This window comes from Micromonospora lutea (assembly GCF_016863535.1).
Classification (GTDB): domain Bacteria; phylum Actinomycetota; class Actinomycetes; order Mycobacteriales; family Micromonosporaceae; genus Micromonospora; species Micromonospora lutea.
In genome coordinates this window covers 191,595-214,594 of sequence record NZ_BOPB01000010.1, presented here as the reverse complement: position 1 = coordinate 214,594, position 23,000 = coordinate 191,595, and the positions used below count along the sequence as shown (strand labels likewise).

The 23,000-nt window shown below is 71.0% G+C and carries 25 protein-coding genes; 17 read left to right on the top strand and 8 right to left on the bottom strand.

The features are described from left to right. Positions 1-103: 103 nt before the first annotated feature. A complete protein-coding gene (locus Vlu01_RS11430; RefSeq protein WP_239095843.1) occupies positions 104-1,363 on the bottom strand; it encodes an MFS transporter in 1,260 nt (419 codons plus the stop codon). Positions 1,364-1,515: 152 nt separating this feature from the next. Next, positions 1,516-2,823, bottom strand: coding sequence for an MDR family MFS transporter (locus tag Vlu01_RS11425; protein WP_203997416.1), 1,308 nt, complete (start codon positions 2,821-2,823; stop codon positions 1,516-1,518). A gap of 152 nt (positions 2,824-2,975) precedes the next feature. Between Vlu01_RS11425 and Vlu01_RS11420 the strand changes: the two genes are divergently transcribed. Next, positions 2,976-3,743, top strand: coding sequence for a phosphoglyceromutase (locus Vlu01_RS11420; protein ID WP_203997412.1), 768 nt, complete (start codon positions 2,976-2,978; stop codon positions 3,741-3,743). A gap of 74 nt (positions 3,744-3,817) precedes the next feature. Here the strand turns inward: Vlu01_RS11420 and phoU are convergent, their stop codons facing one another. Further along, the gene (phoU, locus tag Vlu01_RS11415) at positions 3,818-4,468 is read right to left on the bottom strand and encodes a phosphate signaling complex protein PhoU (RefSeq protein WP_203997410.1); all 651 of its coding nucleotides are present in this window, start codon (positions 4,466-4,468) and stop codon (positions 3,818-3,820) included. A 198-nt stretch (positions 4,469-4,666) separates the two neighbouring features. Between phoU and Vlu01_RS11410 the strand changes: the two genes are divergently transcribed. Together Vlu01_RS11410 and Vlu01_RS11405 are read left to right on the top strand one after the other, a co-directional pair. Continuing rightward, complete coding sequence (locus Vlu01_RS11410; RefSeq protein WP_203997408.1) at positions 4,667-5,950, top strand: ATP-binding protein; 1,284 nt, start codon at positions 4,667-4,669, stop codon at positions 5,948-5,950. Between the two features lie 57 nt (positions 5,951-6,007). Further along, on the top strand, positions 6,008-6,691 hold the full coding sequence (locus tag Vlu01_RS11405) for a response regulator (protein WP_203997406.1): 684 nt from the start codon (positions 6,008-6,010) through the stop codon (positions 6,689-6,691). A 70-nt stretch (positions 6,692-6,761) separates the two neighbouring features. Here the strand turns inward: Vlu01_RS11405 and Vlu01_RS11400 are convergent, their stop codons facing one another. Continuing rightward, positions 6,762-7,574 carry a DUF3109 family protein gene (locus Vlu01_RS11400; protein WP_203997404.1) on the bottom strand — a complete coding sequence of 271 codons (813 nt, stop codon included), beginning with the start codon at positions 7,572-7,574 and terminating at the stop codon, positions 6,762-6,764. A gap of 72 nt (positions 7,575-7,646) precedes the next feature. Here Vlu01_RS11400 and Vlu01_RS11395 point away from each other — a divergent pair, with 72 nt between their 5' ends. Continuing rightward, entirely contained in the window at positions 7,647-8,591 is a 945-nt protein-coding gene (locus tag Vlu01_RS11395) for a Ppx/GppA phosphatase family protein (RefSeq protein WP_203997403.1), read from the top strand. Positions 8,592-8,666: 75 nt separating this feature from the next. Further along, the gene (locus Vlu01_RS11390) at positions 8,667-9,473 is read left to right on the top strand and encodes a sugar phosphate isomerase/epimerase family protein (RefSeq protein WP_203997402.1); all 807 of its coding nucleotides are present in this window, start codon (positions 8,667-8,669) and stop codon (positions 9,471-9,473) included. Positions 9,474-9,483: 10 nt separating this feature from the next. On the opposite strand, the gene Vlu01_RS11385 is transcribed toward Vlu01_RS11390, so the two are convergent. Genes Vlu01_RS11385 through Vlu01_RS11375 form a run of 3 tightly spaced genes read right to left on the bottom strand, consistent with a single transcriptional unit; the run spans position 9,484 to position 11,534 of the window. Next, positions 9,484-10,041 carry a CGNR zinc finger domain-containing protein gene (locus tag Vlu01_RS11385; protein WP_203997401.1) on the bottom strand — a complete coding sequence of 186 codons (558 nt, stop codon included), beginning with the start codon at positions 10,039-10,041 and terminating at the stop codon, positions 9,484-9,486. An 18-nt stretch (positions 10,042-10,059) separates the two neighbouring features. Continuing rightward, on the bottom strand, positions 10,060-11,226 hold the full coding sequence (locus Vlu01_RS11380) for a glutathionylspermidine synthase family protein (protein WP_203997400.1): 1,167 nt from the start codon (positions 11,224-11,226) through the stop codon (positions 10,060-10,062). Positions 11,227-11,228: 2 nt separating this feature from the next. Then, positions 11,229-11,534 (bottom strand): hypothetical protein, encoded by a 306-nt coding sequence (locus Vlu01_RS11375; protein ID WP_239095838.1) that lies wholly within the window; start codon positions 11,532-11,534, stop codon positions 11,229-11,231. Between the two features lie 68 nt (positions 11,535-11,602). On the opposite strand from Vlu01_RS11375, the gene Vlu01_RS11370 reads away from it, so the two are divergent. The 11 genes from Vlu01_RS11370 to Vlu01_RS11320 all read left to right on the top strand — a co-directional run bounded on the left by Vlu01_RS11370 (position 11,603) and on the right by Vlu01_RS11320 (position 21,690). Then, positions 11,603-12,523: a proline dehydrogenase family protein gene (locus Vlu01_RS11370; protein ID WP_203997399.1), complete on the top strand. Its 921-nt coding sequence runs from the start codon at positions 11,603-11,605 to the stop codon at positions 12,521-12,523. 90 nt (positions 12,524-12,613) lie between these two features. Further along, positions 12,614-13,414, top strand: a complete 801-nt coding sequence (locus tag Vlu01_RS11365) for an alpha/beta fold hydrolase (protein ID WP_203997398.1) — start codon at positions 12,614-12,616, stop codon at positions 13,412-13,414. Then, entirely contained in the window at positions 13,407-13,994 is a 588-nt protein-coding gene (locus tag Vlu01_RS11360; RefSeq protein ID WP_203997395.1) for a TetR/AcrR family transcriptional regulator, read from the top strand. Before Vlu01_RS11365 ends, Vlu01_RS11360 begins: the two co-directional genes overlap by 8 nt. Positions 13,995-14,067: 73 nt before the next feature. Beyond that, complete coding sequence (locus tag Vlu01_RS11355) at positions 14,068-15,456, top strand: hypothetical protein (RefSeq protein ID WP_239095837.1); 1,389 nt, start codon at positions 14,068-14,070, stop codon at positions 15,454-15,456. 42 nt (positions 15,457-15,498) lie between these two features. Then, positions 15,499-16,887, top strand: a complete 1,389-nt coding sequence (locus tag Vlu01_RS11350) for an efflux RND transporter periplasmic adaptor subunit (protein WP_203997393.1) — start codon at positions 15,499-15,501, stop codon at positions 16,885-16,887. Then, positions 16,884-17,591 carry an ABC transporter ATP-binding protein gene (locus Vlu01_RS11345; RefSeq protein ID WP_203997392.1) on the top strand — a complete coding sequence of 236 codons (708 nt, stop codon included), beginning with the start codon at positions 16,884-16,886 and terminating at the stop codon, positions 17,589-17,591. Before Vlu01_RS11350 ends, Vlu01_RS11345 begins: the two co-directional genes overlap by 4 nt. Then, positions 17,588-18,772, top strand: coding sequence for an ABC transporter permease (locus tag Vlu01_RS11340; RefSeq protein ID WP_203997390.1), 1,185 nt, complete (start codon positions 17,588-17,590; stop codon positions 18,770-18,772). The genes Vlu01_RS11345 and Vlu01_RS11340 overlap by 4 nt, the downstream gene beginning before the upstream one ends. A gap of 225 nt (positions 18,773-18,997) precedes the next feature. Further along, positions 18,998-19,207 carry a helix-turn-helix domain-containing protein gene (locus Vlu01_RS11335; RefSeq protein WP_007465625.1) on the top strand — a complete coding sequence of 70 codons (210 nt, stop codon included), beginning with the start codon at positions 18,998-19,000 and terminating at the stop codon, positions 19,205-19,207. A 222-nt stretch (positions 19,208-19,429) separates the two neighbouring features. Beyond that, a complete protein-coding gene (locus Vlu01_RS11330; RefSeq protein WP_007465623.1) occupies positions 19,430-19,531 on the top strand; it encodes a 30S ribosomal protein bS22 in 102 nt (33 codons plus the stop codon). 117 nt (positions 19,532-19,648) lie between these two features. Beyond that, positions 19,649-20,722: an NAD-dependent epimerase/dehydratase family protein gene (locus Vlu01_RS11325; RefSeq protein WP_203997388.1), complete on the top strand. Its 1,074-nt coding sequence runs from the start codon at positions 19,649-19,651 to the stop codon at positions 20,720-20,722. After that, entirely contained in the window at positions 20,719-21,690 is a 972-nt protein-coding gene (locus Vlu01_RS11320; protein ID WP_239095836.1) for a lysophospholipid acyltransferase family protein, read from the top strand. The genes Vlu01_RS11325 and Vlu01_RS11320 overlap by 4 nt, the downstream gene beginning before the upstream one ends. Here the strand turns inward: Vlu01_RS11320 and Vlu01_RS11315 are convergent. Further along, the gene (locus tag Vlu01_RS11315) at positions 21,632-22,354 is read right to left on the bottom strand and encodes a hypothetical protein (RefSeq protein WP_203997387.1); all 723 of its coding nucleotides are present in this window, start codon (positions 22,352-22,354) and stop codon (positions 21,632-21,634) included. The genes Vlu01_RS11320 and Vlu01_RS11315 overlap by 59 nt on opposite strands. A 151-nt stretch (positions 22,355-22,505) precedes the next feature. Here Vlu01_RS11315 and Vlu01_RS11310 point away from each other — a divergent pair, with 151 nt between their 5' ends. Then, entirely contained in the window at positions 22,506-22,991 is a 486-nt protein-coding gene (locus Vlu01_RS11310; protein ID WP_203997386.1) for a hypothetical protein, read from the top strand. The last annotated feature ends 9 nt before the right edge of the window (positions 22,992-23,000 follow it).

The window sequence follows — 23,000 nt, the reverse complement described above, 5'->3', positions numbered from 1 at the left end:
GGCGGCGCGAGCGGGCGCCGCTTACGGGGGTGAGTGACGCCCGCCGCCGCCGGTCGTACGACGTCGAATGCCCGGTACGTCCGCGTACCGGGCATCACTGCGTTCAGTGGACCGTGTCCGGCTGTGCCGGATGGCGACCGACAGCGTTGGCCAGCGACGGGTCGACCGGTTCCTCCTGGCGGCGCAGGCTGGCCACGCGTCGTTCTCGCGACGGCCCGGCGAGCAGGTGCGCGCCGGCGGCCAGCAGACCCAGCGCAGCGATCAGCAACCAGTGCCTGTCGCCCCACCGTTGCAGGCTGAAGCCGCCGAGTGTCGGCGCGAGGAACGACGCCGCGGGGAAGGTCAGGTAGAACACCGACTGGTAGCGGGCTCGCAGCGCCGGTGGCGCCAGGTCCGCGTTGATCTGTGCGTTGGGTGGCGCGGCCAGCATCGAGCCGATCGTCCAGATCACGCAGGCGCCCAGGTAGAACGGGAGGTCGTCGGCGACGGCGAGCGCACCGAAGCCGACGGCGAGCAACGCCGTCGACAGGCCCAGCACGTGCGCCTTCCGGTGATTGTCGATGAGCCGGGGTACGAACAACTGGCCGAGCACGATCAGGACGCCGCCGAGGGCCACCACCATGCCGTACGACGACGGCCCCAGACCGTCGGCACGCATTGCCAGCGGCATGATCGTCGACGCCTGCATGGTCAGCACGGCCAGCACGAAGGTCAGCCCGACGAAGACCATGAAGTGTCGATCGGTCAGCGCGGTGTGCAGTCCTGGACGCCGCGACGGCCGGGCGCCGACGGCCGGACTCGCCGAGATCCGCCGTCGGGTCAGGGTCTCCGGAACCTTCCAGGCGATGAGCGCGGCAGTGGCCATCGTGGCGAAGGCGTCGACCAGGAACAGGGCCACGTAGCTCGCCTCGGCCAGTAGACCGGCCAGCACGGAGGCGACGGCCATGCCGAGGTTGAACGCCCAGAACTGCAGGTTGAAGGCGCGGGACCGACGGTGCTCCGGCACCACGTCGACGATCGCCGCGACGAAGGCCGGGCTCGGCATGGAATGCGTCACCCCGACCAGCAGGGCGAGTGCCGCGATGACGCCGAGGTGCTGGCTGAGGGCGAGTGCGACCATCAGGGCGGCGGTGACCAGATGCGCCGCGACCAGAGTCGACCGTCGACCCCAGCGGTCGGCCAGGACTCCACCGAGCAGCACGCCGGCCGCACCGCCCGCGCCGTACGCGCCGACCACCACACCGGCCAGCGCCTCGCTGGCGTCCCGGGCCGCGGTCAGGTAGAGCGACAGGAAGAGCATCGCGAACGCGCCGGCCCGGTTGATCAGCAGGCCGGCCCAGAGGTACCAGAAGGTTGCCGGCAGGCCCCCTGCCGTGTCGGTGAGCCAGCGACGAAGCGGGCCACCAGGTGGCCGTTCGTGCTGCTGCGCGGCCGGTACCCCGACCTCACCAATCTGTTCGGACACCTAACAGATCTTGCCCGGGTCGCCGGGCGGGACAGCCGCCGGGGGCGCGTTCACCCCTGGGACGTGGCCACCGGTTCGGCCGCCTGCGGGGCGGCAGGCTGCGGTGCGGTCGACTGCGCCGTGACGACCGGGGCGGCACCGGCGGTTCGTAGCGCAACGGCCCGCCGCTCCCGCGCCGGCCCGGAGAGCAGGTGACCCACCGCCATCACCAGGCCGATGACCGCGCAGCCGAACCAGAGCGTGGCGTTGCCGGCCTGTTCCCGCACCAGCCCGCCGAGGATCGGCGCCGCCGCCCCGGCCAGTTGCCAGGAGAGCGAGAAGACTCCCTGGTAGCGACCGCGCAACTCGGCCGGGGAGAGTTCGGCGATGAGGGTGGCGTTGGACGGCGAGTTGAGCATCTCGCCGAGGGTCCAGATCAGCACCGTCAGTCCGTAGAACCACGCGACCTCGGCGAACGCGGTCAGCCCGAAGCCGACGCCCATCACGATCGCGGCCAGGGCGAGCACATGCGAGCGGCTACGCCCCTTGATCAGTCGGGGCACGAAGAGTTGACCGGCCACGATCAGGACGCCGTTGAGCGCGATCACTGATCCATACGTGGCGGGGCTCAGGCCGGAGTCGGCCATCGCGATCGGCAGCATCGAGATGTGTTGCAGGAAGACCAGTGCCCCGAGGAGGTTCAGGGTGACGAAACCGAGGTACACCCGGTCGCTCAGGATGGTCCGGAGGGCTCCGGCCGGGGCACTGCCGCGGGGCATGTCGACGGTGACCGTCCGGGTCTCCCGCACCTTCACAAAGATGATCAGCGCGGTGACCACCGTGGTCGCCGCGTTGACCACGAAGAGCAGCAGGTACCCGGCCTGGGCGGCGAAGCCGGCGAGCACCGCGGCGCAGGCGAAGCCGAGATTGATCGCCCAGTAGTTGAGCGAGAAGGCGCGCAACCGATCCCGCTCCGGGACCACGTCGATCATCATGGCGCCGAATGCGGGGCGGGCCGCCTCGGCGAAGAGGCCGAGCAGCAACGCACCCGCCGCGACCGTCCACAGGTCACGGGCGAAGCCCAGGGCGAGCATCATGGTCGCGGCGCCCAGGTGAGCGGTGAGCAGGGTCGGCCGGCGGCCCCACCGGTCGGTCAGGGTGCCGCCGGCGGTGGTGCCGACCGCGCCGCCGACGCCCCAGGCGCCGATGACCAGGCCGGCCTGCGAGGCGGAGAAGCCGCGCTCCTGGGTCAGGTAGATGGCGAGGAAGACCAGGACGAACGAGCCAAGCCGGTTGATCAGCGTGCCCGTCCAGAGGTACCAGAAGGTTCTCGGTAGCCCACCTGTGGTGTCCCGGAACCAACCCCGCATCGCGCGCACGCCGGCGCCCCCGTTCCCCGTAATGCCTGAAGATCTATTGGATCCTTACCAACCTAGTGGCGTGCCCGAATCAAGGTCACCTGCATTTCCACGTGGTGGTCGTCACCACCCTTCCCGCGCGTGCCGCTCCGGGTTGCGGCAGGATGATCGGCATGACAGCTAGCGAGGGGCCCACCGTCGGGACGCTGGTCCTGCTTCGGCACGGCGAAAGCGACTGGAACGCCAAGAACCTCTTCACCGGCTGGGTCGACGTCGACCTGACCGCGAAGGGGGAAAATGAGGCGCGCCGCGGCGGCGAGCTGCTGCGCGAGCACGGCCTGCTGCCGGACGTGGTGCACACCAGCGTGATGCGCCGCGCCATCCGGACCGCCGAGTTGGCGTTGAACGCCGCCGACCGGCACTGGATCGCGGTGCGCCGGTCGTGGCGGCTCAACGAGCGCCACTACGGCGCGCTGCAGGGCAAGAACAAGAAGCAGACCCTGGAGGAGTACGGCGAGGAGCAGTTCATGCTCTGGCGCCGGTCGTACGACACCCCGCCGCCGCCGATCGCGGACGACGACGAGTGGTCGCAGGTGGGCGATCCTCGGTACGCGCTGCTGCCGACCGAGCTGATGCCGCGTACCGAGTGCCTCAAGGATGTCGTCGAGCGGATGCTGCCGTACTGGTACGACTCGATCGTGCCGGACATCCTGGCCGGCCGCACGGTGCTGGTGGCCGCGCACGGCAATTCGCTGCGGGCGCTGGTCAAGCACCTGGACCAGATCAGCGATGAGGCGATCGCGAAACTCAACATCCCCACCGGAATCCCGCTGCGCTACGACCTGGACCCGCTGCTGCGTCCCCAGACGCTGGGCGGCACCTACCTCGACCCGGAGGCGGCGAAGGCGGCCGCTGCGGCGGTGGCCAACCAGGGTCGCTGACTGACCGACCGTGAGATCGCGACGAGGGGCCCCGACGCTGACCGGGGCCCCTCGTGGTGTTCAGGTCGGGGTGTTCAGGCGGGAGTGACGGTCTCGCCCGTGATCAGGTAGACCACGTGCTCGGCGCTGTTGACCGCGTGGTCGGCGAAGCGCTCGTAGAAGCGACCGAGCAGAGTGGCGTCGATGGCGGTCTCCACGCCGTACGGCCAGTCCGCGCCGAGCAGCACCCCGAACAGCCCTCTGTGCAGATCGTCCATCGCGTCGTCGTCGCCGTCCAACTCGGCCGCGAGGTCGGCGTCGGGGCGGGCGAGCACCGAGGCGATCTTCCCCGCCATCCGGTCGGCGATGTTCGCCATGTCCGTGAAGACCGGGCGCAGCTCGGCTGGCACGGCCGGCGACGGGTGCCGGCGCAGTGCCGTCTTGGCGACGTGTTCGGCCAGGTCACCCATGCGTTCCAGGTCGGCCGCCACGTGCAGCGCGGTGATCATGGCGCGCAGGTCGGAAGCGACCGGGGCCTGCCGGGCCAGGACGTCGCAGACCCGCTCCTCGATCTGACGGTAGAGTCCGTCGATCTCCGCGTCCCGCTCGATCACGGACTCGGCCGCTCGACGGTCGGCGGTGAGCAGGGCCCGGGTCGCCTGCCGCAGCGCCGCCCGAACTCCCTCGGCCATCTCGACCAGCTGGTGGCTGACGGCCTGAAGGTCGGCCTGGAACTCGTCGCGCATCCTCACGTCCTGTCCATCGGTGCCGGCGACCCGCCGGCGGGGTTGTGCCAGGTACGCCGCCAAGCTAGGGCCCCCGGGCGGACCGGAGGTGAACGCTGATGAACGAGGGCGGACGCGTGGGTGAACTTTCCCGGAAGTGAGAGTGCTTCGTCCTGTTCTGGGCGATAGCCAGGTCGACAATGACCCTACGATCGCCGGGTGACGTGGGCGTTGACGGTGGCTGCGGCCCTGGTGATCGGGGTGATCGCCGGCGCGTGGTTGTCCCGCGTGGTCCCCACGACGCGCCGGCCGACCCGGTCCAGGCAGAGCCGGTGGGTTGGTTTCCAGTTCGGTAAGGGGAGGCACGCGATCGTCGACGAGGTGCAGGTCGGGCTGGGCCGTCGTGCGATCGACTCGCTGCGCGCGGGAGTCGTGGTCCTGGACGAGGATGACGTGCCCGTGCTGACCAATCCGGCGGCGCGGGCGATGGGGCTGCTGCGGACCGGCGCCCGGCCGGGTTCGATCATGGCGCATCCGCTGGTCCGTACCCTGGCGGGGCAGGTACGGCGCACCGGCGTGCGGCGCGAGATCGAGCTCGACCTGCCCCGAGGTCGCGGCAACGCCGAGGAGAACCCGCTCGGCGTGCACCTGCGGGCGATGGGACTGGGCAGCGGCTACATCGCGGTGGAAGCGGTCGACGTGACCGAGTCGCACCGGTTGGCCCGGGTCCGTCGGGACTTCGTGGCCAACGTCAGCCACGAACTGAAGACCCCGATCGGTGCGTTGCAACTGCTCGCCGAGGCCCTGCTGGACGCCACCGAGCCGGCCGAGGCGGAGCGGCCGGAACTCTCCGAGGACCTGGTCGCGGCCCGGCGCTTCGCCGAACGCATCCAGCACGAGTCGACGCGGCTGGGGCGGCTGGTGCAGGAACTGCTGGAACTGACCCGGCTCCAGGGCGCCGAACCGCAGCCGGCACCGGAGGCGGTCGCGGTGGACTGGGTGATCTCCGAGGTGATCGATCGCACCCGGACCGCCGCCGCCGCTCGTCGGATCGAGGTGACGGTCGAAGCCGAGCGGGGACTGATGCTGTACGGCAGTGACAACCAGCTCGCCACCGCGGTGGCGAATCTGGTGGAGAACGCCCTCAACTACTCCGGCGAGGACAGGACGGTACGCATCGCCGCTCGGGCGACCGGGGATCAGGTGGAGATCGCGGTCACCGACCAGGGCATCGGCATCGCCCCCACCGACGTCGACCGCATCTTCGAGCGGTTCTACCGGGCCGATCAGGCCCGCTCGCGGGCGACCGGCGGCACCGGCCTGGGGCTGGCGATCGTCAAACACATCGCGAGCAACCATGGCGGCCGGGTGGATGTGACGAGCACTCTTGGTGGTGGGTCGACGTTCACCCTCCGGCTGCCGGCCCGCCCGCCGGACGACCTGCTGGCGACGCTGCCGTCCATCGGGATCGAGGCCGATCCGGACAGGTCGCGGCAGGGCTGACCGCGTGTGGGATCAAACCGGGCTCGGTCCGGTTCGACCGATGGAAAGGAAAAGCCGTTGAGTCGCGTACTGGTGGTTGAGGACGAGGAGTCGTTCTCAGACGCCCTGTCGTACATGCTCCGCAAGGAGGGGTTCGAGGTTTCCGTGGCTGCCACGGGGACGTCGGCGCTCACCGAGTTCGATCGGACCGGCGCCGATATCGTCCTGCTCGACCTGATGCTGCCGGAGATGTCCGGTACCGAGGTCTGCCGTCAACTGCGCCAGCGCTCGCAGGTGCCGATCATCATGGTCACCGCGCGGGACAGCGAGATCGACAAGGTGGTCGGCCTGGAGATCGGCGCCGACGACTACGTGACCAAGCCGTACTCTCCCCGGGAACTGGTCGCCCGGATCCGGGCGGTGCTGCGCCGGCACAGCTCGGAGACTCCCGAGTCGGTGGTGCCGACCCTCGCCGCCGGACCGGTCCGGATGGACGTCGAACGGCACGTGGTGACCGTGAACGGGGCCACGGTGCAGCTGCCGCTCAAGGAGTTCGAGCTACTTGAGCTGCTGCTTCGCAACGCGGGTCGGGTGCTCACCCGGGGCCAGTTGATCGACCGTGTCTGGGGTGCCGACTACGTCGGCGACACGAAGACGCTGGACGTACACGTCAAACGGCTGCGCTCCAAGATCGAGCCGGAGCCCTCCGCCCCCCGCCACATCGTCACGGTGCGTGGTCTCGGCTACAAGTTCGAGCCCTGATCCGAGCCCACCGCATCGCCTCCCGACCGCCGCCGGGTCGACCGGGAGAGGGTTCCGCGTGACGCGAACGTCAGACGCCGCCGTCGGCGGGGTGGGGAGCGACGAGACCCTGCCGGGCCCGGGCCACGCACAGCTCGGCCAGTTTGGCGTACCCGGCCTCGCCGATGAGTGCGGTCAGTTCCGGGGCGTACGACAGGTACATCGGGTCGGTGCCCACGTGCGCGTCGGTGGAGGAGGTGCACCACCAGTCGAGATCGTGCCCACCGGCACCCCAGCCGCGCCGGTCGAACTCGGCCAGCGTGGACACCAGCACCTTCGTGTTGTCCGGCCGCTTGACCCATTCCTGGTCCCGACGGATCGGCAACTGCCAGCACACGTCCGGTTTGTACTCCAGCGGATGCGCCCCGTCGCGTAGTGCCTGGGCGTGCAACGCGCAACCGCCCCCGCCCGGGAAGCCCGCGTCGTTGAGAAAGACGCACGGTCCGTCCGCCCCCTGGGTGGCGGTACGACGCGCCGGAGTCTTGCCGTCGACGGTGTCGTTCTCGGTCCAGTTCTTGAAACCGCGCCGATAGTGCTGCCAGGTCTGTGGCGTCAGTCGCTTCACCGCGGCACGAACTCGCGACTCGTCGTCGGAATCGGTGAAGAACGCACCGTGCGAGCAGCAGCCGTCGGCCGACCGACCGGCAACGATGCCGTGACAACCCCGGCCGAAGATGCAGGTCCACCGGGACAGCAACCAGGTGAGGTCGGCCCGGATCAGGTGCCGCTCGTCCGCCGGGTCGACGAACTCGATCCACTCTCGGGGGAAGTCCAGCGGCACTTCCCGGCTGCGCGGATCGGCCGGGTCGTCCACCAGCACACGCAGTTCGATCTGCCCTGTCACCTGGCCAGCGTACGCGTGGTGGGGCAGGTAGGCCGCCGAGTGGCGCGAACCGGGTGGGCCTAGGGTTCTTCCATGCGACTGGGTGTCCTCGACGTCGGTTCGAACACGGTGCACCTGCTGGTTGTCGACGCACATCGCGGGGCGCACCCCTGGCCGGCGCACTCGGAGAAGGCGGTGCTGCGCCTGGCCGAGCAGATCGGTCCGGACGGCGCGCTCGGCGAGGTCGGCGCGGACGCCCTGGTCCAGGCGGTGGACGCAGCGCGTACGGCGGCCACCGGACTGAAGGTGGACGAACTGATCGCCTTCGCCACCTCCGCGGTGCGCGACGCCACCAACGCGGCCGACGTACTGGCCCGGGTACGGGACTCCACCGGCGTACGGCTGGAGGTGCTCTCCGGTGCCGACGAGGCGCGGATGACGTTCCTCGCGGTCCGGCGGTGGTTCGGGTGGTCGGCGGGGCGGCTGCTGGTGCTGGACATCGGCGGCGGCTCGCTGGAGATCGCGGCCGGTATCGACGAGGATCCGGACGTCGCGGTGTCCCTGCCCCTCGGGGCCGGTCGGTTGACCCGGGACCGGCTCGGCGTGGATCCGGAGAGCACCGTCCCGCCCGCGCCGGAGACGGTGGAACTGTTGCGGCAGTACGTCGACGCTCAGCTTGATCCAGTCGTCGAGCGGATGACCGAGGTGGGCTGGGAACGGCCGGTGGCGACCTCCAAGACGTTCCGTACGCTGGCCCGGCTCGCCGGTGCGGCACCCAGCGGAGCCGGGCTCTGGGCCCGACGTCGGCTCACCCGGTCCGGGCTACGACAGGTGCTCGGCTTCATCCGGCACATCCCGCCCGCGCAGTTGGTCGAGTTGGAGGGGGTCAGCGTGGGGCGGTCCCATCAACTGCTGGCCGGTGCCGTGGTCGCCGAGGCGGTGATGCGTCGACTCGGGGTGGACTCCGTGGACGTCTGTCCGTGGGCCTTGCGCGAGGGTGTGATCCTCAGCCGGATGGATCGCCTGGCTTCGGTGTGATCCCCGTCGTCCACGCTGTCCGGTTTACGTATTCTCGTCATGATGTCTCAACGCGGGGCGGCTACCCTCGGTGGTGTGACTTCCCACGTCCCGGTGCTCCTGTCCAGTTCCTCGGTCTTCCCTGAGCGGACCGCGGCGGCGTTTCAGCTGGCCGCGGCGCACGGCTATGACGGCCTTGAGGTGATGGTCTGGACCGATCAGGTCAGCCAGGACGCGGGCGCGCTGCGGGGACTGTCCGAGCATTACGGGGTGCCGGTGCTTTCCGTCCACGCCCCCTGTCTGCTGGTCACGCAGCGGGTGTGGAGCTCCGACCCGTGGGAGCGGCTCCGCCGGGCGGCGGTGCTGGCCGAGACCCTGGAAGCGCCGACCGTCGTGGTGCACCCGCCCTTCACCTGGCAGCGGGACTACGCGCGAGGCTTCGCGGACGGGCTCGCCCGGGTGGCCAGCGAGTTCGGCGGCCTGCGGTTCGCCGTGGAGAACATGTTTCCGGTACGGATGGCCGGCCGTCAGTTCGTCCCGTACGTGCCCGGTTGGGATCCCACCCAGGCCGGTTACGCCTCGTACACGCTCGACCTGTCGCACTGCGCGGCCTCGCACACCGACGCGCTGGCGATGGCCGACCGGATGGGTGACGGCTTGGCGCACGTGCACCTCGGTGACGGCACCGGCGAGGGGCGCGACGAGCACCTGGTGCCGGGGCGCGGCAACCAGCCCTGTGCCGAGCTGCTGCGCTCGCTGGCCGGGCGGGGCTTCACCGGCTCGGTGGCGGTGGAGGTGACCACCCGGGGCGCGAAGAGCCGGCAGGTCCGTGAGGCGGATCTGGCCGAGGCGCTGGCCTTCGCCCGTCAGCACCTGAACACGCCGTCCCCGGTCGACGCCTGACCGCGCCCGATCAGGGAACCGGCGTCAGCGGGTCCGACTGACTGGGCACGGCGGCCCGCTTGCGGGCCCGGTGGGCGGCCACGTGCGAGCGGGTGGCGCAGCGCTCCGAGCAGAACCGCCGGCAGCAGTTGGACGAGGTGTCCAGGTAGACGTTGCCGCAGCGGTCGTCGGCGCAGACACCGAACCGGGCGCTGCCGTATTCGCACAGCCACACCGACAGGCCCCACACCGCGCCGGCGAGGTACTCCGAACTGACCGAGGCACCCCGACTGGTCACGTGCATGTGCCAGTCCCGGGAGTCGTGTCCGGAGATGCGCGGCTGCACCGGGAACATCTCCAGCAGGGAGTTCAGTTCGCTCACCGCCTGGGCGTCCCGCCCGGAGGTGCCGTACGCGAAGACGTGACGGAGCCGCTTCTGTGCGCGCCGGAAAGTCGGCAGATCCCGTTCCGCGACCTCGTCCCGCATCCACTCCTGGTCGTCGCAGAAGAGGGCGCGCAGGTCGTCGAGGCCGTCCAGTCGTGCGTTGACGAGGTCAACCCCGGTCCGGGCGTACGCGTCGAAGTCCACGTCTCAACCGTAGACGACTCATCCCGGGCGTGGCGCGTCGATGTAGTGCGGGAGGAACCGTGCGTAGCCGTCGGTGATCAGGCTGGCGCTCTCCCGCAGCCCGGCCCCCGCCGATTCGCCGTCGACGATCCAACTGCCCAGCACCAGGTGGTTCCCGGCGAACGTGGGCAGTGCCCGAAACTCCTGGTAGCAGAAGCCCTCGTCGCCGTAGTCACCCGGATTGCTGATCTCCCTGCCGGGGGTGACGATCCGCACCGCGGCACCCTCCCGACCGAGCAGCGGCTTGGCAACGTACTCGGACATCCCGCGCGGGGTGTCCAGGTACGCCGGCAGCAGCAGCTCGTGCCCCGGATACAGCTCCCACAGCACGGCCAGCAGCGCCTTGTTGGACAGCAGCAGCTTCCAGGCCGGCTCGATCCAGGTGGTCGGGGTGCCCGGCTGCACCGCCAGCGGACCGTACGGCTCGGCGAGCATCCACTCCCAGGGGTAGAGCTTGAAGCAGGTGGTGACCGGGCGGTCGGCGGCGTCGACGAAGCGCCGGCCGTCCCAGCCGAGGTGCTGGATCGGGAGCAGTTCGACGTCCAGTCCCGCCTGGCGGGCGGTCTCGGCCAGGTAACCGGCGGTCATGTGGTCCTCGCCGGTCTCCTCCTCGTTCGACCAGACCACGTGCACCCTCCGGTCGTGCAGTCCGGTGCCGATCTTCGCCCAGGCGCCGACGAGGCGCTCGTGCAGGCTGTTCCACTGGTCCAGCTCCGACCGGGTGTGCTCCAGCCAGTACCACTGGGTGATGCTCGCCTCGACCAGCGCGGTCGGGGTGTCGGCGTTGTACTCCAGCAGCTTGGGCGGCCAACTGCCGTCGTACCAGAGGTCGAAGCGGCCGTAGAGGCTGGGCGGCGTCTCCCGCAACGACCGGGCGACCGCCTCGGCGGCCCACTCCGGGATGCCGAACTCGGCGTACCGGTTGCGCGCCACCACGTGCTCGGCGGCGGTCAGGGACATCCGGTGCAGCTCCTCGGTGGCCTCCTCCAGGCGCAGCACCTCGTCGAGTTCGAAGGCGTACGCCGCGGTCTCGTCCCAGTACGACATCACCCCGCCGTCGGGCAGCTCCGTGTCCACGTAGACCAGGCCCTGTTCGCGGATCGTGGTGTCCCAGTCGGGGCGCGGTGTGGCCGGCTCGCGACGCACGCTCAGCCGCCGCAGGAGGCGAGGTGGGTACCGAAACCGCTGCGTTCGGGCACCGCCGCGTTGACCGGTTCGGCGGCGGCACGGCCGCTGGCCTCGGCAGCCGGTGTCGGGACCCGCGTGGCCAGGGCGACCGTCCCACCACCGCCGGTGGGGCCGAGGGCGCAGTCGTCATCGTCGTCGTCGGAGGTCATGTTGCAACCGGAGAGGGCGAGCGCCAGGACGGTGAGCGCGCCAAGTTGCACGGAGGCCGATCGAAGTCGGCGGCGGGGGTGTTGTTCCACGACATGGTTGTAACCGATGAACGCCATCGCGTCCGCCCCGGGCCGGGGCGGACGGGGAACCTGTCTGGCGGTCGGGCGGGAGTTACGCTCGGCTCATGCTCCGTTCCGTCATCCTCGCCGCCTCCCGGTCATCCCGGGTCGAGCGGCTCGTCGCGACGGCCCCGTTCACCCGGGACGTCGTCCGCCGGTTCGTCGCCGGCGCCAAGACCGACGACGCGTTGCGCGCGACCCGCGAACTCGTCGACGACGGTCTCTCGGTCACTCTCGACAATCTCGGCGAGGACACCGTCACCGGTGAGCAGGCCAACGCCACCAGGGACGAGTACCTCACGCTGCTGCGGATGCTGGCCGAGGCGAAGTTGACGCCGGCCGCCGAGGTGAGTGTGAAGCTCTCCGCGCTCGGTCAGGCGTTCGACGAGCAACTCGCCTACGACAACGCCCGGGCGATCTGCGCCGCCGCCGAGGCGGCGGGCACCACGGTCACCCTGGACATGGAGGACCACACCACCACCGACTCGACCCTGGACATCCTGACCAAGCTTCGCAAGGACCATCCGTCGACCGGGGCGGTGCTGCAGGCTTACCTGCGGCGTACCGAGGCCGACTGCCGTGATCTGGCGTCGGCCGGGTCACGGGTGCGACTGTGCAAGGGGGCGTACCGGGAGCCGGAGTCGGTGGCGTACCAGTCGGCCCGCGAGGTCGACAAGTCGTACGTCCGGTGCCTCAACATCCTGATGTCCGGCGACGGCTATCCGATGCTCGCCACCCACGATCCGCGGCTGATCGCCATCGGTGAGGACCGGGCGCGCTGGTTCGACCGTGACCCCGCCCACTTCGAGTTCCAGATGCTCTACGGCATCCGGCCGGAGGAGCAGGCCCGCCTGGTCGGTGAGGGCTACACGGTGCGCACCTACGTGCCCTACGGCGACGACTGGTACGGCTATCTGATGCGTCGTCTCGCCGAGCGTCCCGCCAACGTGGCCTTCTTCGCCCGCGCGCTCACCTCCCGCAGGTAGCTCCGCCAGCGGCCGTGCCGCCGATCGATCCGGTCGGCGGTGCGCGGTGGTTGCTTGACCGAGAAAGCTAAGCCCATTAGCCTATTGGCTATGACAACTAGCTTCGTGGTGCGCGACGGCGGCCGGATCGCGTACGAGGTGCACGGGCAGGGGCCGCTGGTGGTGCTGTCGCACGGCATGGGGGAGAACCGCCACTCCTACCGGCACCTGATTCCGCTGCTGGTGGCGGCGGGCTACCGGGTGGCCTCGGTCGACGTACGGGGGCACGGCGATTCCACCACCGGCTGGCCGTCGTACGCCCCGGCGGAGGTGGGCGGCGACCTGCTCGCGGTGGTGCGTGACCTCGGCGGCGGTCCGGCGGTCCTGGTGGGCAACTCCTCCAGCGCCGCGGCCGTGGTCTTCGCCGCCACCGATGCGCCGGACCTGGTCGACGGCATCGTGCTGGTCGGCGCCTTCGTCAGCCAGCCGAAACTCAATCCCTTCATGCGGCTGGCACAGACCGTGGTGCTGCGCAGTCCGCGGCTGTTCGGGATGTTCCACCGCACGCTCTTCCCGGTGCACCGTCCCGCCGACGACGCCGATTACCGCCGGCAGCTCGTGGTCGCGCTGCGCCGCCCGGGCCGGATGGTGCCCCTGCGGGGGGTGATTCACCCGGTGGAGCCGCACTGGACCACCCGCGCCCCGCAGGTGCGCCAGCCGGCATTGGTGCTGATGGGCACGAAGGACCCCGACTTCTCCGACCCCGGTGCCGAGGCCCGGGCCGCCCGACGGCTCTTTCCGGTCGCCGAGGCGCGGATGCTCACCGACGCGGGGCACTACCCGCACGCCGACCGTCCGGAGGCGATGGCCCACGAGCTGGTCGGCTTCCTGGCGGCGGTGGAGCGTGCCTAGGGCGGGGCTCAACGCGCAGATCGTGGTGCGCGAGGCGGCCCGACTCGTCGATGAGGTCGGTCATGACCGGCTCACCCTCGCCGCGCTGGCGAACCGGCTCGGCGTGGCGCTGCCCAGCCTCTACAAGCACGTCAAAGGCGCCGAGGCGCTCGCGCAGCAACTGTCCGCGCTGGCTACCGCCGAGATCGCCGACGAGATGACCACAGTCGCCGCCGGCCGTAGCGGCGCGGCGGCACTGCGGGCCGTCGCCGCCGCCTACCGCTCGTACGCCCGTCGGCACCCCGGCCGCTATCCGGCCACCCAGCGGGTACCGGATCCGGCCGACCCGGCGCACTTGGCCGCCGGGGAGCGCGCGGTCGGCGTCGTCTACGCCATCCTGCGGGGGTACGGCATCGAAGGCGACGCCGCAGTGGACGGGGTCCGGATGTTCCGCGCGGCGGTGCACGGCTTCGTCTCGCTGGAGGCGACCGGCGATTTCGGACTACCCCGCGCCGTCGACAGTTCCTTCGACCGGATGATCGCCGCGCTGGACGTCGCGTTTCGTTCCTGGCCCACGCCGGGGGAGCCCGACGCTGCCTGAACCTCCGGACGGCAGCAGTGGCCGGTCGCGGCCACACTTCCGCCGGCACCACCGCAGGCCGTACCCTTCGCCGGTGAACCACGGGGGCCCCGCGGGCGACGACCAACCCTTGACCATCGAGGCGACGCATCCTCCGGCGGTGGTGCTGCCCGATGTCGGCCCGGTGCCCCCGCGTCGGCCGCGTCGACGGTGGCGGCTGTGGGCGGCACTGGGTGCCGTGCTGCTGGTGCTCAGCGGCGGCATTCCGGCGGTGCTGCTGACCGGCGTGCTCTCCGATGTCGAGGTCGGCGAGCCGGCCACCGCTGCCTCTCCGACGGAGAACCCCACCACGATCGCCGCCCGGCAGGTCGCCGAACGGATCGCCGCGCAGCTCGACAAACAGGCCGCCGCCCTGCTCAGCGGCGACCGGTCGGGTTTCCTGGGTATCGCCGCCAACGCCGCCCGGAGCGACCTGCGGCAACGGTACGCCGCGCTGCGGGCGCTGCGGGTGACCCGCTGGGAGGCCAGGCCGAGTGGCCTGCCCACGACGGCCGGTAAGGCCGGCGAGTGGCGGCTGGCGGTCGAGTTCCAGTACTGCTTCGTGGTGCCGGACTGCCGTCCCAGCCCGCTGATCGTCGAGACCCGGTGGCGCGACGGTGCCGAGCCGCGCCTGCTCGCGCTCGGGAAATCGAAGCCGGCACCGACCGTCGGTGACCGGGCCAACGGGCAGCCGGGCAGCCTTCCCTGGGAGGTCAGCGCGCTGGTCACCAAGACGGGTAAACGGACGATCGTGGCCGTTCCGCCGGCGTACCGCCACCGCCTGGCGGGTCTGTCGAAGCGGGCCGAGGCGGCGGCGAAGGTCGCCGACGAGTACGTGGTGGCCGGCACGAAGCCCGACCGGTACCGGATCTTCTACGCCGGACCGAAGGAGTGGAAACGCTGGTACGGCGGTGACCATCCGAAATGGAGCGCCGGGTATGCGGTCAACGTCGGTGGGGGGCACTACGAACTGGTCCTCGCGCCCGACAGTTTCGACTACGGCCCCGGCCTGGACACGGTGCTGCGGCACGAGCTGGCACATGCCGCCACGTTGCCCGAGAAGCGGGACTACTCGGACGAGTCGTCCTGGTGGCTGGTCGAAGGCCTGGCGGAACTCGCGGCGGCCGACGGCCAGTCCGTCGCCCGGTACTCCGGGCTGAGCGACACCCGGCGGCTGGTCAAGGGAGACTGGGACGGCAAGCTCGACACGCTCGCCCCTGACGAGGACACCTCCGACGCGGCGGTGACCGGCAGTTACGGGATCGCGTACCTCGCCGCGCGCTACTTCCTCGAGCGGTTCGGTGAGGAACGCCTGCTGGCCTTCGCGAAGGTGGTGCTGCACGACCGCCGGATTCCGCGCCAGACCTCCGAGGAGATCTTCGACGAGAGCTGGGCCAGCCTGCACAAGGAGTGCGTCGCGTACATTCGCGGCGCGGTGCGTTGACCGGGTGGCCTGCCAGGGTCGACATCGACAGGGGCTCGTAGCATGTGTCGCGTGCGCCGCTCCGACCCGCCGCGGCTGCCAGCCACGCGGCTCCGCCTGCTCACCGTCCTGCTCGCCGTCACCGTACTGACCCTGACCACCGCTGCCTCCTGCGACGGTGACGAACCGTCGATCACGCTCGCCGCGGCAGCGCGGGCCGCCGTGGCGGAGGAGATCGACGCTCCCGCCACGGTCGTCGCCCGGGCGGCGGCGACCCTCACCGCCCCGGCCGACGGCACGCTGGCCCGCCTCCGGGTGGAACCGGGCCAGCGGGTCAAGCGGGGTCAGGTGCTTGCCGTGATCCACTCGCCGTCGGCCCGGGAACGACTCCGCCAGGCCCGCACCGCGTTGAACGCCGCGAAGCGCGCCGGTGGTGGCGGTGGCGGCGGCGACCTCACCGGGTCGCTGCGCGGCACCGACCGCGCCGCCGACGAGGCACACGCCGCCGCCCGCGCCGCGGCGGCGAAGATCAGTGACCCGGAACTACGCAAGGCGCTGCTGACCCAGGTCAAGGCCGCCCAACGGCAGTACAAATCGGCAGCCCAGGCCGCCGACCGGGCGGTACGGGAGGTGCAGCGCGGCGTCCGCAACCTGAACAGCGCGGTCAGCGCGCTCGCCACCGCCCAGCGGCTCCAGGCACAGCAGGCGTACGACCTGGCCAAGGCGACCGTCGACGCGTTGACCCTGCGCGCTCCGATCGCCGGGGTCGTGCAACCGGGCGGCGTCGGCACCGGCGGTGGCTCGGCAGGGGCGCTCGCCGGGCTGCTCGAATCGGGTGGGATGCCGTCGGGGATGGGTGCGGAGGCCCTCGGCGCGCCGGCCGGACCGCCGCCGGGCGTGGACACCGCAGTCCCGGTCGGTGGTCGGGTCACCGCCGGCACCCCGGTGCTGACCGTGGTGGACACCCGCGAGCTGGGTCTGCTCGCCGAGGTCGACGAGACGGACGTGCTGCTGGTCCGGCCGGGGCTGACCGGCACCGTCGAGCTGGACGCCGTCACCGGTGCCAGCTACCAGGCGACGGTCCGTTCGATCGACGTCCTGCCCAGCACGTCGGCTCGGGGTGGGGTGAGCTACCGGGTGCGACTCGCCCTCGGCCCCGGCAGCTTCGGTGAGGCCGAGCCGGCGCCCACCCCGCGCCCCGGGATGAACGCGGTCCTGCGGCTTCGGGTCCGGGAGGAGGCGGACGCGGTGACCGTGCCCGCGTCGGCGCTCTTCTCGGTCGACGGCCGGGACACCGTCTGGTTGGTCCGCGACGGTCGGGCCGACCGGGCCGTGGTCACCGTCGGCGTCCAGGGCCAGGACCTGGTGCAGATCGTCGACGGGGTGCAGGCCGGCGACCGGATCGTGATCCGGGGCACCGACCAGGTCCGCGAGGGCCAGGAGATCGGGTGAGCCGGGATCCGGCGATCGAGGCGGTCGAGGTGTCCCGGACGTACGAGTTGGACGGGGTCTCCGTGCCCGCCCTGCGGGGTGTGTCGCTGACCATCGGGGCCGGGGACTACGTCGCGCTGATCGGGCCCTCCGGGTCCGGCAAGTCCACGCTGATGCATCTGCTCGGTGGCCTGGACCGCCCCAGCGGCGGCCGGCTGGTGATCGGTGGCCGGGAGGTGGGCACCCTCTCCGCCCCGGAGCTGGCCCGGCTGCGCAACGAGACGATCGGCTTCGTGTTCCAGGCGTTTCACCTGCTGCCGCGTACCTCGGCGGTGGACAACGTGGCGTTGCCGCTGGTGTACCGGGGCGTGGGCGCGCGCCAGCGGCGTGAGCGCGCCGCCGCGATGCTCGGGCGGGTCGGTCTGGGACACCGGCTGCACCACCGGCCCAACCAGCTCTCCGGCGGCGAGCAACAGCGGGTGGCGATCGCCCGGGCGCTGGTCACGGATCCGACTGTGCTGCTGGCCGACGAGCCGACGGGCAACCTGGACAGCACCACCGGCGCCGCCGTGCTGGAACTGCTGGAACGGCTCAACGTCGAATCCGGGGTGGCGCTGGTGATGGTCACCCACGACGCGGAGGTGGCGGCCCGGGCCCGGCGGCGCATCGCGATGCGCGACGGCGTGGTGGTCGCCGACAGCGCGGACGGCGGGGCCGACGCGTGAGGTTGGCCGAGGCGTGGCGGGTGGCGTGGGACGCGCTGCGCGCGAACCGGATGCGCAGCGCGTTGACCATGCTCGGGGTGATCATCGGGGTGGCCTCCGTGGTGTTGCTGGTGGCCATCGGCACCGGCACCAAGCAGCGGGTGGAGCAGCAGGTGGAGGGCCTCGGCTCCAACCTGCTGCTGGTCGTGCCCGGGCGCCTGGACGTGGGTAGCGCGCCGGCGCTCTCTCCGCTCACCCTTCAGGACGTGGACGCCGTCGGCCGGGTGGTCGGTGATCCGAACCGGGTGGCCGTGACGGTCGCCTCCGGAGCGACCGTGCGGGCCGGTAACCGGGAGGACTTCACCACCGTCCAGGGGGTGCTGGAGACGACCCCCACGGTCTTCGCCCGGGAAGTCGCCCGGGGGCGTTACCTGACCGGCTCCGACGTGGACACCGGCCGGCGGGTCGCGGTGCTCGGCAACTCGGTCGCCCGGGTCCTCTTTCCGGACCGGGAGGCGGTCGGTCAGCAGATCAACGTGGCAGGCGTGCGTTTCCGGGTGATCGGCGTCTTCACCCCGCTCGGGCAGAGCCTCGGGGTCGACCGGGACGACGAGGTGCACATACCGGTGACGGCGGCGCAGCGGCTCTACGGCACCCAGCGGGTCGACGCCATCGCGGTGAAGGCTCCGGACCGGGAGCGGATCGACGAACTGGGCGAGCGGATCGTGGCCGAGCTGAACGGCCGGCACCCGGGTACCGAGTTCAGCGCCGTCACCCAGGAGCAGATCCTCGGTGTGCTGGGTGACATCCTCGGCATCCTGACCGGTGTGCTGGCCGCCATCGCGGGCATCTCGCTGCTGGTCGGTGGGGTTGGCGTCTCCAACATCATGCTCGTCTCGGTTCGGGAGCGGACCCGGGAGATCGGTCTGCGCAAGGCGGTCGGTGCTCGCCCCCGGGACATCGGCGTGCAGTTTCTGCTGGAGGCGGTGCTGCTGACCTCCGTCGGCGGACTCACCGGGATGGCGCTCGGGGTGGGCGGCGCACTGCTGGTGGCCGCTCTCTCACCCATCCCGGCGGCGGTGACGTGGTGGTCGTTGGCACTGGCGTTCGGTGTCTCGGCGGCGGTCGGCATCGTCTTCGGGGTGGTGCCCGCCCAGCGTGCCGGTCGGCTCGATCCGGTGGTGGCCCTGCGCGCTGAGTGACCTCTCCGATACCCGCGGCCGAGGTTGATCGTTGCCGGAATCCGGGACACAGCACCCGACCAGGGGTTTTTCGTCGCCAGGCCGCAACGGATCATGATCAGTTGCAGGAAGGGATCGCGCCGGTCACAGCCGTCCCGCTACCGTACTGGTAACACGCGCGTCGCCGGCCGCGCGGGAGGACCCGTGTGGCGGCACGCGCCGGGCATGGGATGGGTCGGGTGAGCCATGGCCGGGTCGCAGTCCGACGGTCGGCTGTCGGAGGTCAAGTTCCTGACCGTCGCCGAGGTGGCGACGGTCATGCGGGTGTCGAAGATGACGGTCTACCGCCTGGTGCACAGCGGTGAGTTGACCGCGGTGCGGGTGGGCAGGTCGTTCCGGGTGCCCGAGCACGCGGTGCACGAGTACCTGCGTGGCGCTTTCCAGGAGACCGCCTGATCCTGGCGCGAACCGGGTCACAAAGGCCGGGTGGAACGGGCATCGAGCGGGGGTGCGTTGGTTGTGCCGACGCTTCCCCGCTACGCTGGACTCCGATCGTGACCGCTGGTGCGCTCCGCCGCCCATCCCGCCGGTCCGATCCCTGTCCGCAAGCGGTCGCTGACGCCACGAGTTGGTGGTGTCCTCCCGGTCGCGCCGCACGTTGCATCGAAAGGCTGTCGTATGGGCTCGGTGGTCAAGAAGCGCCGCAAGCGCATGGCTAAGAAGAAGCACCGCAAGCTGCTGCGCAAGACCCGCGTCCAGCGTCGCCGTCTCGGCAAGTGACCGACGCCGGGCTGGCCCCGGCGTCCGTCATTTGCCATCTTGTCGACCCTCGGAGGCTCAGGTGATCACGCCGTGGCTACCCCGGCTTGGTCCCACCTGCCGGGGTAGGTGCGAGACATGACCCCCGGTGGCTCCCAGAGCCCTCCGGGGGTCGTCGTCGTGACCGGAGTTAGTCGCTACCTCGGCGCGCACGTCGCTGCTCGGCTCGCCGCCGACCCGCGGATCGACCGGGTCATCGGCATCGACCTGCCCGAGCCGGGCTCCGAGATCGACGCGCTGCTCGACCGGGTCGACCTGATCCGGGTCGACCCCGGATCGGTGGGTGGTCTCCTCGCCGACCTCGACGTGGACACCGTGGTGCACCTGGCCCTCGTCAGCTCCCCGGACCCACAGCACGGTGGTCGGGCGGCGATGAAGGAGCAGAACGTCATCGGCACCATGCAGTTGCTCGCCGCGTGCCAGCGGGCACCACGGTTGCGCAAGATCGTGGTTCGGTCCTCCACCGCGGCGTACGGTGCCTCGTTCCGCGATCCGGCCGTCTTCACCGAGGAGACCGAGCCGCGCGAGGTGCCGCGTGGCGGCTTCGGCCGCGACATTCTCGACATCGAGGGGTACGTCCGCGGCTTCCGTCGACGGCGCGCTGACGTCACCGCCACCGTGCTGCGCTTCGCGCCGTTCATCGGCTCGACGGCCGACACCACGCTCACCCGTTACTTCGCGCAGCCGGTGGTGCCCACCATCTTCGGTCGGGACGCCCGGTTGCAGTTTCTGCACTTCGACGACGCGCTGGAGGTGCTGCACCGGTCGGTCGTCGAGGACCACCCCGGTACCTTCAACGTGGCCGGGCCCGGGGTGCTCGCGCTGTCGCAGGCGATCCGCCGAGCCGGGCGGGTCGCCGTGCCGGTGCTGGAGCCGGGCCTGTCCGGGGCCGCCGCGCTCGCCCGGGTGATGGGCTTCGGCCGCTACGGCCTCGACCAGGTCGACCTGTTCGTGCACGGCCGGGTGGTGGACATCTCCCGGCTGGAGCGGGAGTACGCTTTCACGCCCCGCTCCACCGCCGCCGCCTTCGACGACTTCATCCGGGCGCACCACGGGCGTGCCGTGGTCACCCGGGAACAGTTGGCCGCCGCCGAGCAGGCGGTGCTGAACCACATCAGGCAGGTTCGCACCGCTGTCCGGGAGCGGTCATGAGCGGGCCCGACGAGCGGCATGACGAGGCGCACCTCGACGGCCGGTACGCCGTACCGGCGCCGGTGTCGCCCGACGCGGACCCGGCGCGGCGCAACGGGCACCGCCCCACCACACCGGATCGGGCCGGCGACGTCTGGGACCGCCGGGTCGCCACCGGCCTGGCCTTCCTGCGGCGACGGTTGGCCGGCGACTACGAGGTGGACGAGTTCGGCTTCGACCCGGAGCTGACCGAGGCGGTCTTCCATCCGCTGCTGCGCCGGCTCTACCGTGACTGGTTCCGCACCGAGGTCACCGGTTTGGAGCACGTACCCGCGGACGGGGCGGGACTGCTCGTCGGCAATCACTCCGGCACCGTGGCCCTGGACGCGCTGATCCTCTCCACCGCGCTGCACCACGAGCACCCCGACCATCGCTACCTGCGGCTGCTCGGCGCGGACCTGGTCTTCCGGATGCCGGTGGTCTCCGAGATCGCCCGCAAGACCGGCGGCACGGTGGCCTGCAATCCGGACGCCGAGCGGCTCATGCGCAACGGTGAACTGGTGGGTGTCTTCCCGGAGGGCTTCAAGGGCGTCGGCAAGCTGTACGCGGACCGGTACAAGCTGCAACGCTTCGGGCGGGGTGGCTTCGTCTCAGCGGCGCTACGCACCGGCACGCCGATCGTCCCGGTGGCGATCGTCGGCGGCGAGGAGATCTATCCGATGCTCGCCGACATCAAGCCACTGGCCCGACTGCTCAAGCTGCCGTATTTCCCGGTGACACCGACCTTTCCCTGGCTCGGGCCGCTGGGCATGGTGCCGTTGCCGAGCAAGTGGCTCATCGAGTTCTGCCCGCCGATTCCGACCGCTCACCTGATGGACTCGGCGGACGATCCGCTTGTCGTGTTCAACCTCGCCGACCAGGTGCGGGAGACTATCCAGCAGACCCTGCACCAGTTGCTGGAGCGCCGGCCTGACCCGTTCGGCCCTTAGACCGCAGGTGCACCGAGAAGTCGCCACGGACGGCCGTCACCGTGGCGTCGAACCGCGCCAGCGGCAGTTGCTCGGAGACGTCGACGGTGTAGTCCTGCTCGGCCAGCCAGGTCAGCAGAGTTGCCCGCTCACTCGCCCGCAGCGCGGGGGTGAGGCACGCGTCGACCACGGCCTTGAGGAACCGGTCGTCGATGTCGCCCTTAGTCTCAGGGATCAGGCAGAACAGGGTGGCCACCGAGGTGCCGTCACCGGCGGGGCTCTTGAGCAGGCCGTACCGGGTGCGCACGCCGGTGCCGGGCATGGTGGCGGTGGTGTCGTAGCCGCGTGCGAAGGCCTTCGGCGGAGTGCCCCAGTGGCCCCGCCAGCCGGCCGCGACGGCCTCCACCGTGGTCCCGGGAATGGGCGGTAGCGGCGCGGCGGATGGCTGGTCGGTCGCCTCGCCGGTGGGTGCGGGCTCCTGCTGCGGTGGGGCTCCGGTCTGGTGGGGAACCGGGTCGGACGCCACGGACCCGGCGCTGCCCGCCGGCTCCCGGTCGCCGCGCCACCACGTTGCGCCGAGCGCGAGGGCGGCAATGATCAGCAGAATCAGCCCCGCCAGCAGCGCCTTCCCGCCCCGCCCGAAGCGCGGCCGCCGGTGTGCGTCGGCCTCCATCTGGCCGGTCATGCGTGTCCCCCGTCGTCGTGCACCAAGGCCACAAAGGACCTCGTCGACCGGGCCAAGCTAGCACCGGGTGGAGGTGCGGTCAACGTTGCGTGAGCAATCGAAACCTGTAAGGGTCTTGATATCAGGTAAGCGGTCACCACACGGGGGAAACGTGAGCGACTTCTATGCGCGCATGTCCTTTTTGTTCACCTTTCTGGTCGGGCTTCTGCTCCTGGCTCCGACCGCTCCAGCTGCGGCGGCGCCCGGGTGCGTCGGAGCCGCGTGCCACGGCAAGATGGCAGCGGCGCAGGGCTGTCGGGACGGCGCCTTCGCCATCAGGGGTTTCACCCTTGTCGATCCCGACGTGACCCAACCGCCACGGGGAGATCTCTGGTACAGCCCGGCCTGCAAGGCAATGTGGGGCGAGCTGAACGCTCCCGAGATATTCGGTTTCCTCTATGCGCAGCTCTGGACGCAGCCCGAGTACGGCGGCGTCAACGTCCTCGCGAACTTCTTCCAGATGAGCAACGCCGGAAACTACACCACTCCGATGGTCGACTGGCAGCAGTCGGTCAAGTTCTGCGGCAGCCACAAGGGCGTCGATCCAGACATGGACTTCGCCTCCGGCGGCTTCAACGCGTGCACTTCGTGGCGCTGATCTGCTAGC

Bases quoted from the DNA above. Each gene is read 5' to 3' on its own strand.
- Vlu01_RS11420 (WP_203997412.1), top strand. From the start codon at position 2,976: ATGACAGCTAGCGAGGGGCCCACCGTCGGGACGCTGGTCCTGCTTCGG.
- phoU (WP_203997410.1), bottom strand. From the start codon at position 4,468: ATGCGCGACGAGTTCCAGGCCGACCTTCAGGCCGTCAGCCACCAGCTG.
- Vlu01_RS11395 (WP_203997403.1), top strand. From the start codon at position 7,647: ATGCGACTGGGTGTCCTCGACGTCGGTTCGAACACGGTGCACCTGCTG.
- Vlu01_RS11375 (WP_239095838.1), bottom strand. From the start codon at position 11,534: ATGGCGTTCATCGGTTACAACCATGTCGTGGAACAACACCCCCGCCGC.
- Vlu01_RS11370 (WP_203997399.1), top strand. From the start codon at position 11,603: ATGCTCCGTTCCGTCATCCTCGCCGCCTCCCGGTCATCCCGGGTCGAG.
- Vlu01_RS11365 (WP_203997398.1), top strand. From the start codon at position 12,614: ATGACAACTAGCTTCGTGGTGCGCGACGGCGGCCGGATCGCGTACGAG.
- Vlu01_RS11350 (WP_203997393.1), top strand. From the start codon at position 15,499: ATGTGTCGCGTGCGCCGCTCCGACCCGCCGCGGCTGCCAGCCACGCGG.
- Vlu01_RS11335 (WP_007465625.1), top strand. From the start codon at position 18,998: ATGGCCGGGTCGCAGTCCGACGGTCGGCTGTCGGAGGTCAAGTTCCTG.
- Vlu01_RS11330 (WP_007465623.1), top strand. From the start codon at position 19,430: ATGGGCTCGGTGGTCAAGAAGCGCCGCAAGCGCATGGCTAAGAAGAAG.
- Vlu01_RS11325 (WP_203997388.1), top strand. From the start codon at position 19,649: ATGACCCCCGGTGGCTCCCAGAGCCCTCCGGGGGTCGTCGTCGTGACC.
- Vlu01_RS11320 (WP_239095836.1), top strand. From the start codon at position 20,719: ATGAGCGGGCCCGACGAGCGGCATGACGAGGCGCACCTCGACGGCCGG.
- Vlu01_RS11315 (WP_203997387.1), bottom strand. From the start codon at position 22,354: ATGACCGGCCAGATGGAGGCCGACGCACACCGGCGGCCGCGCTTCGGG.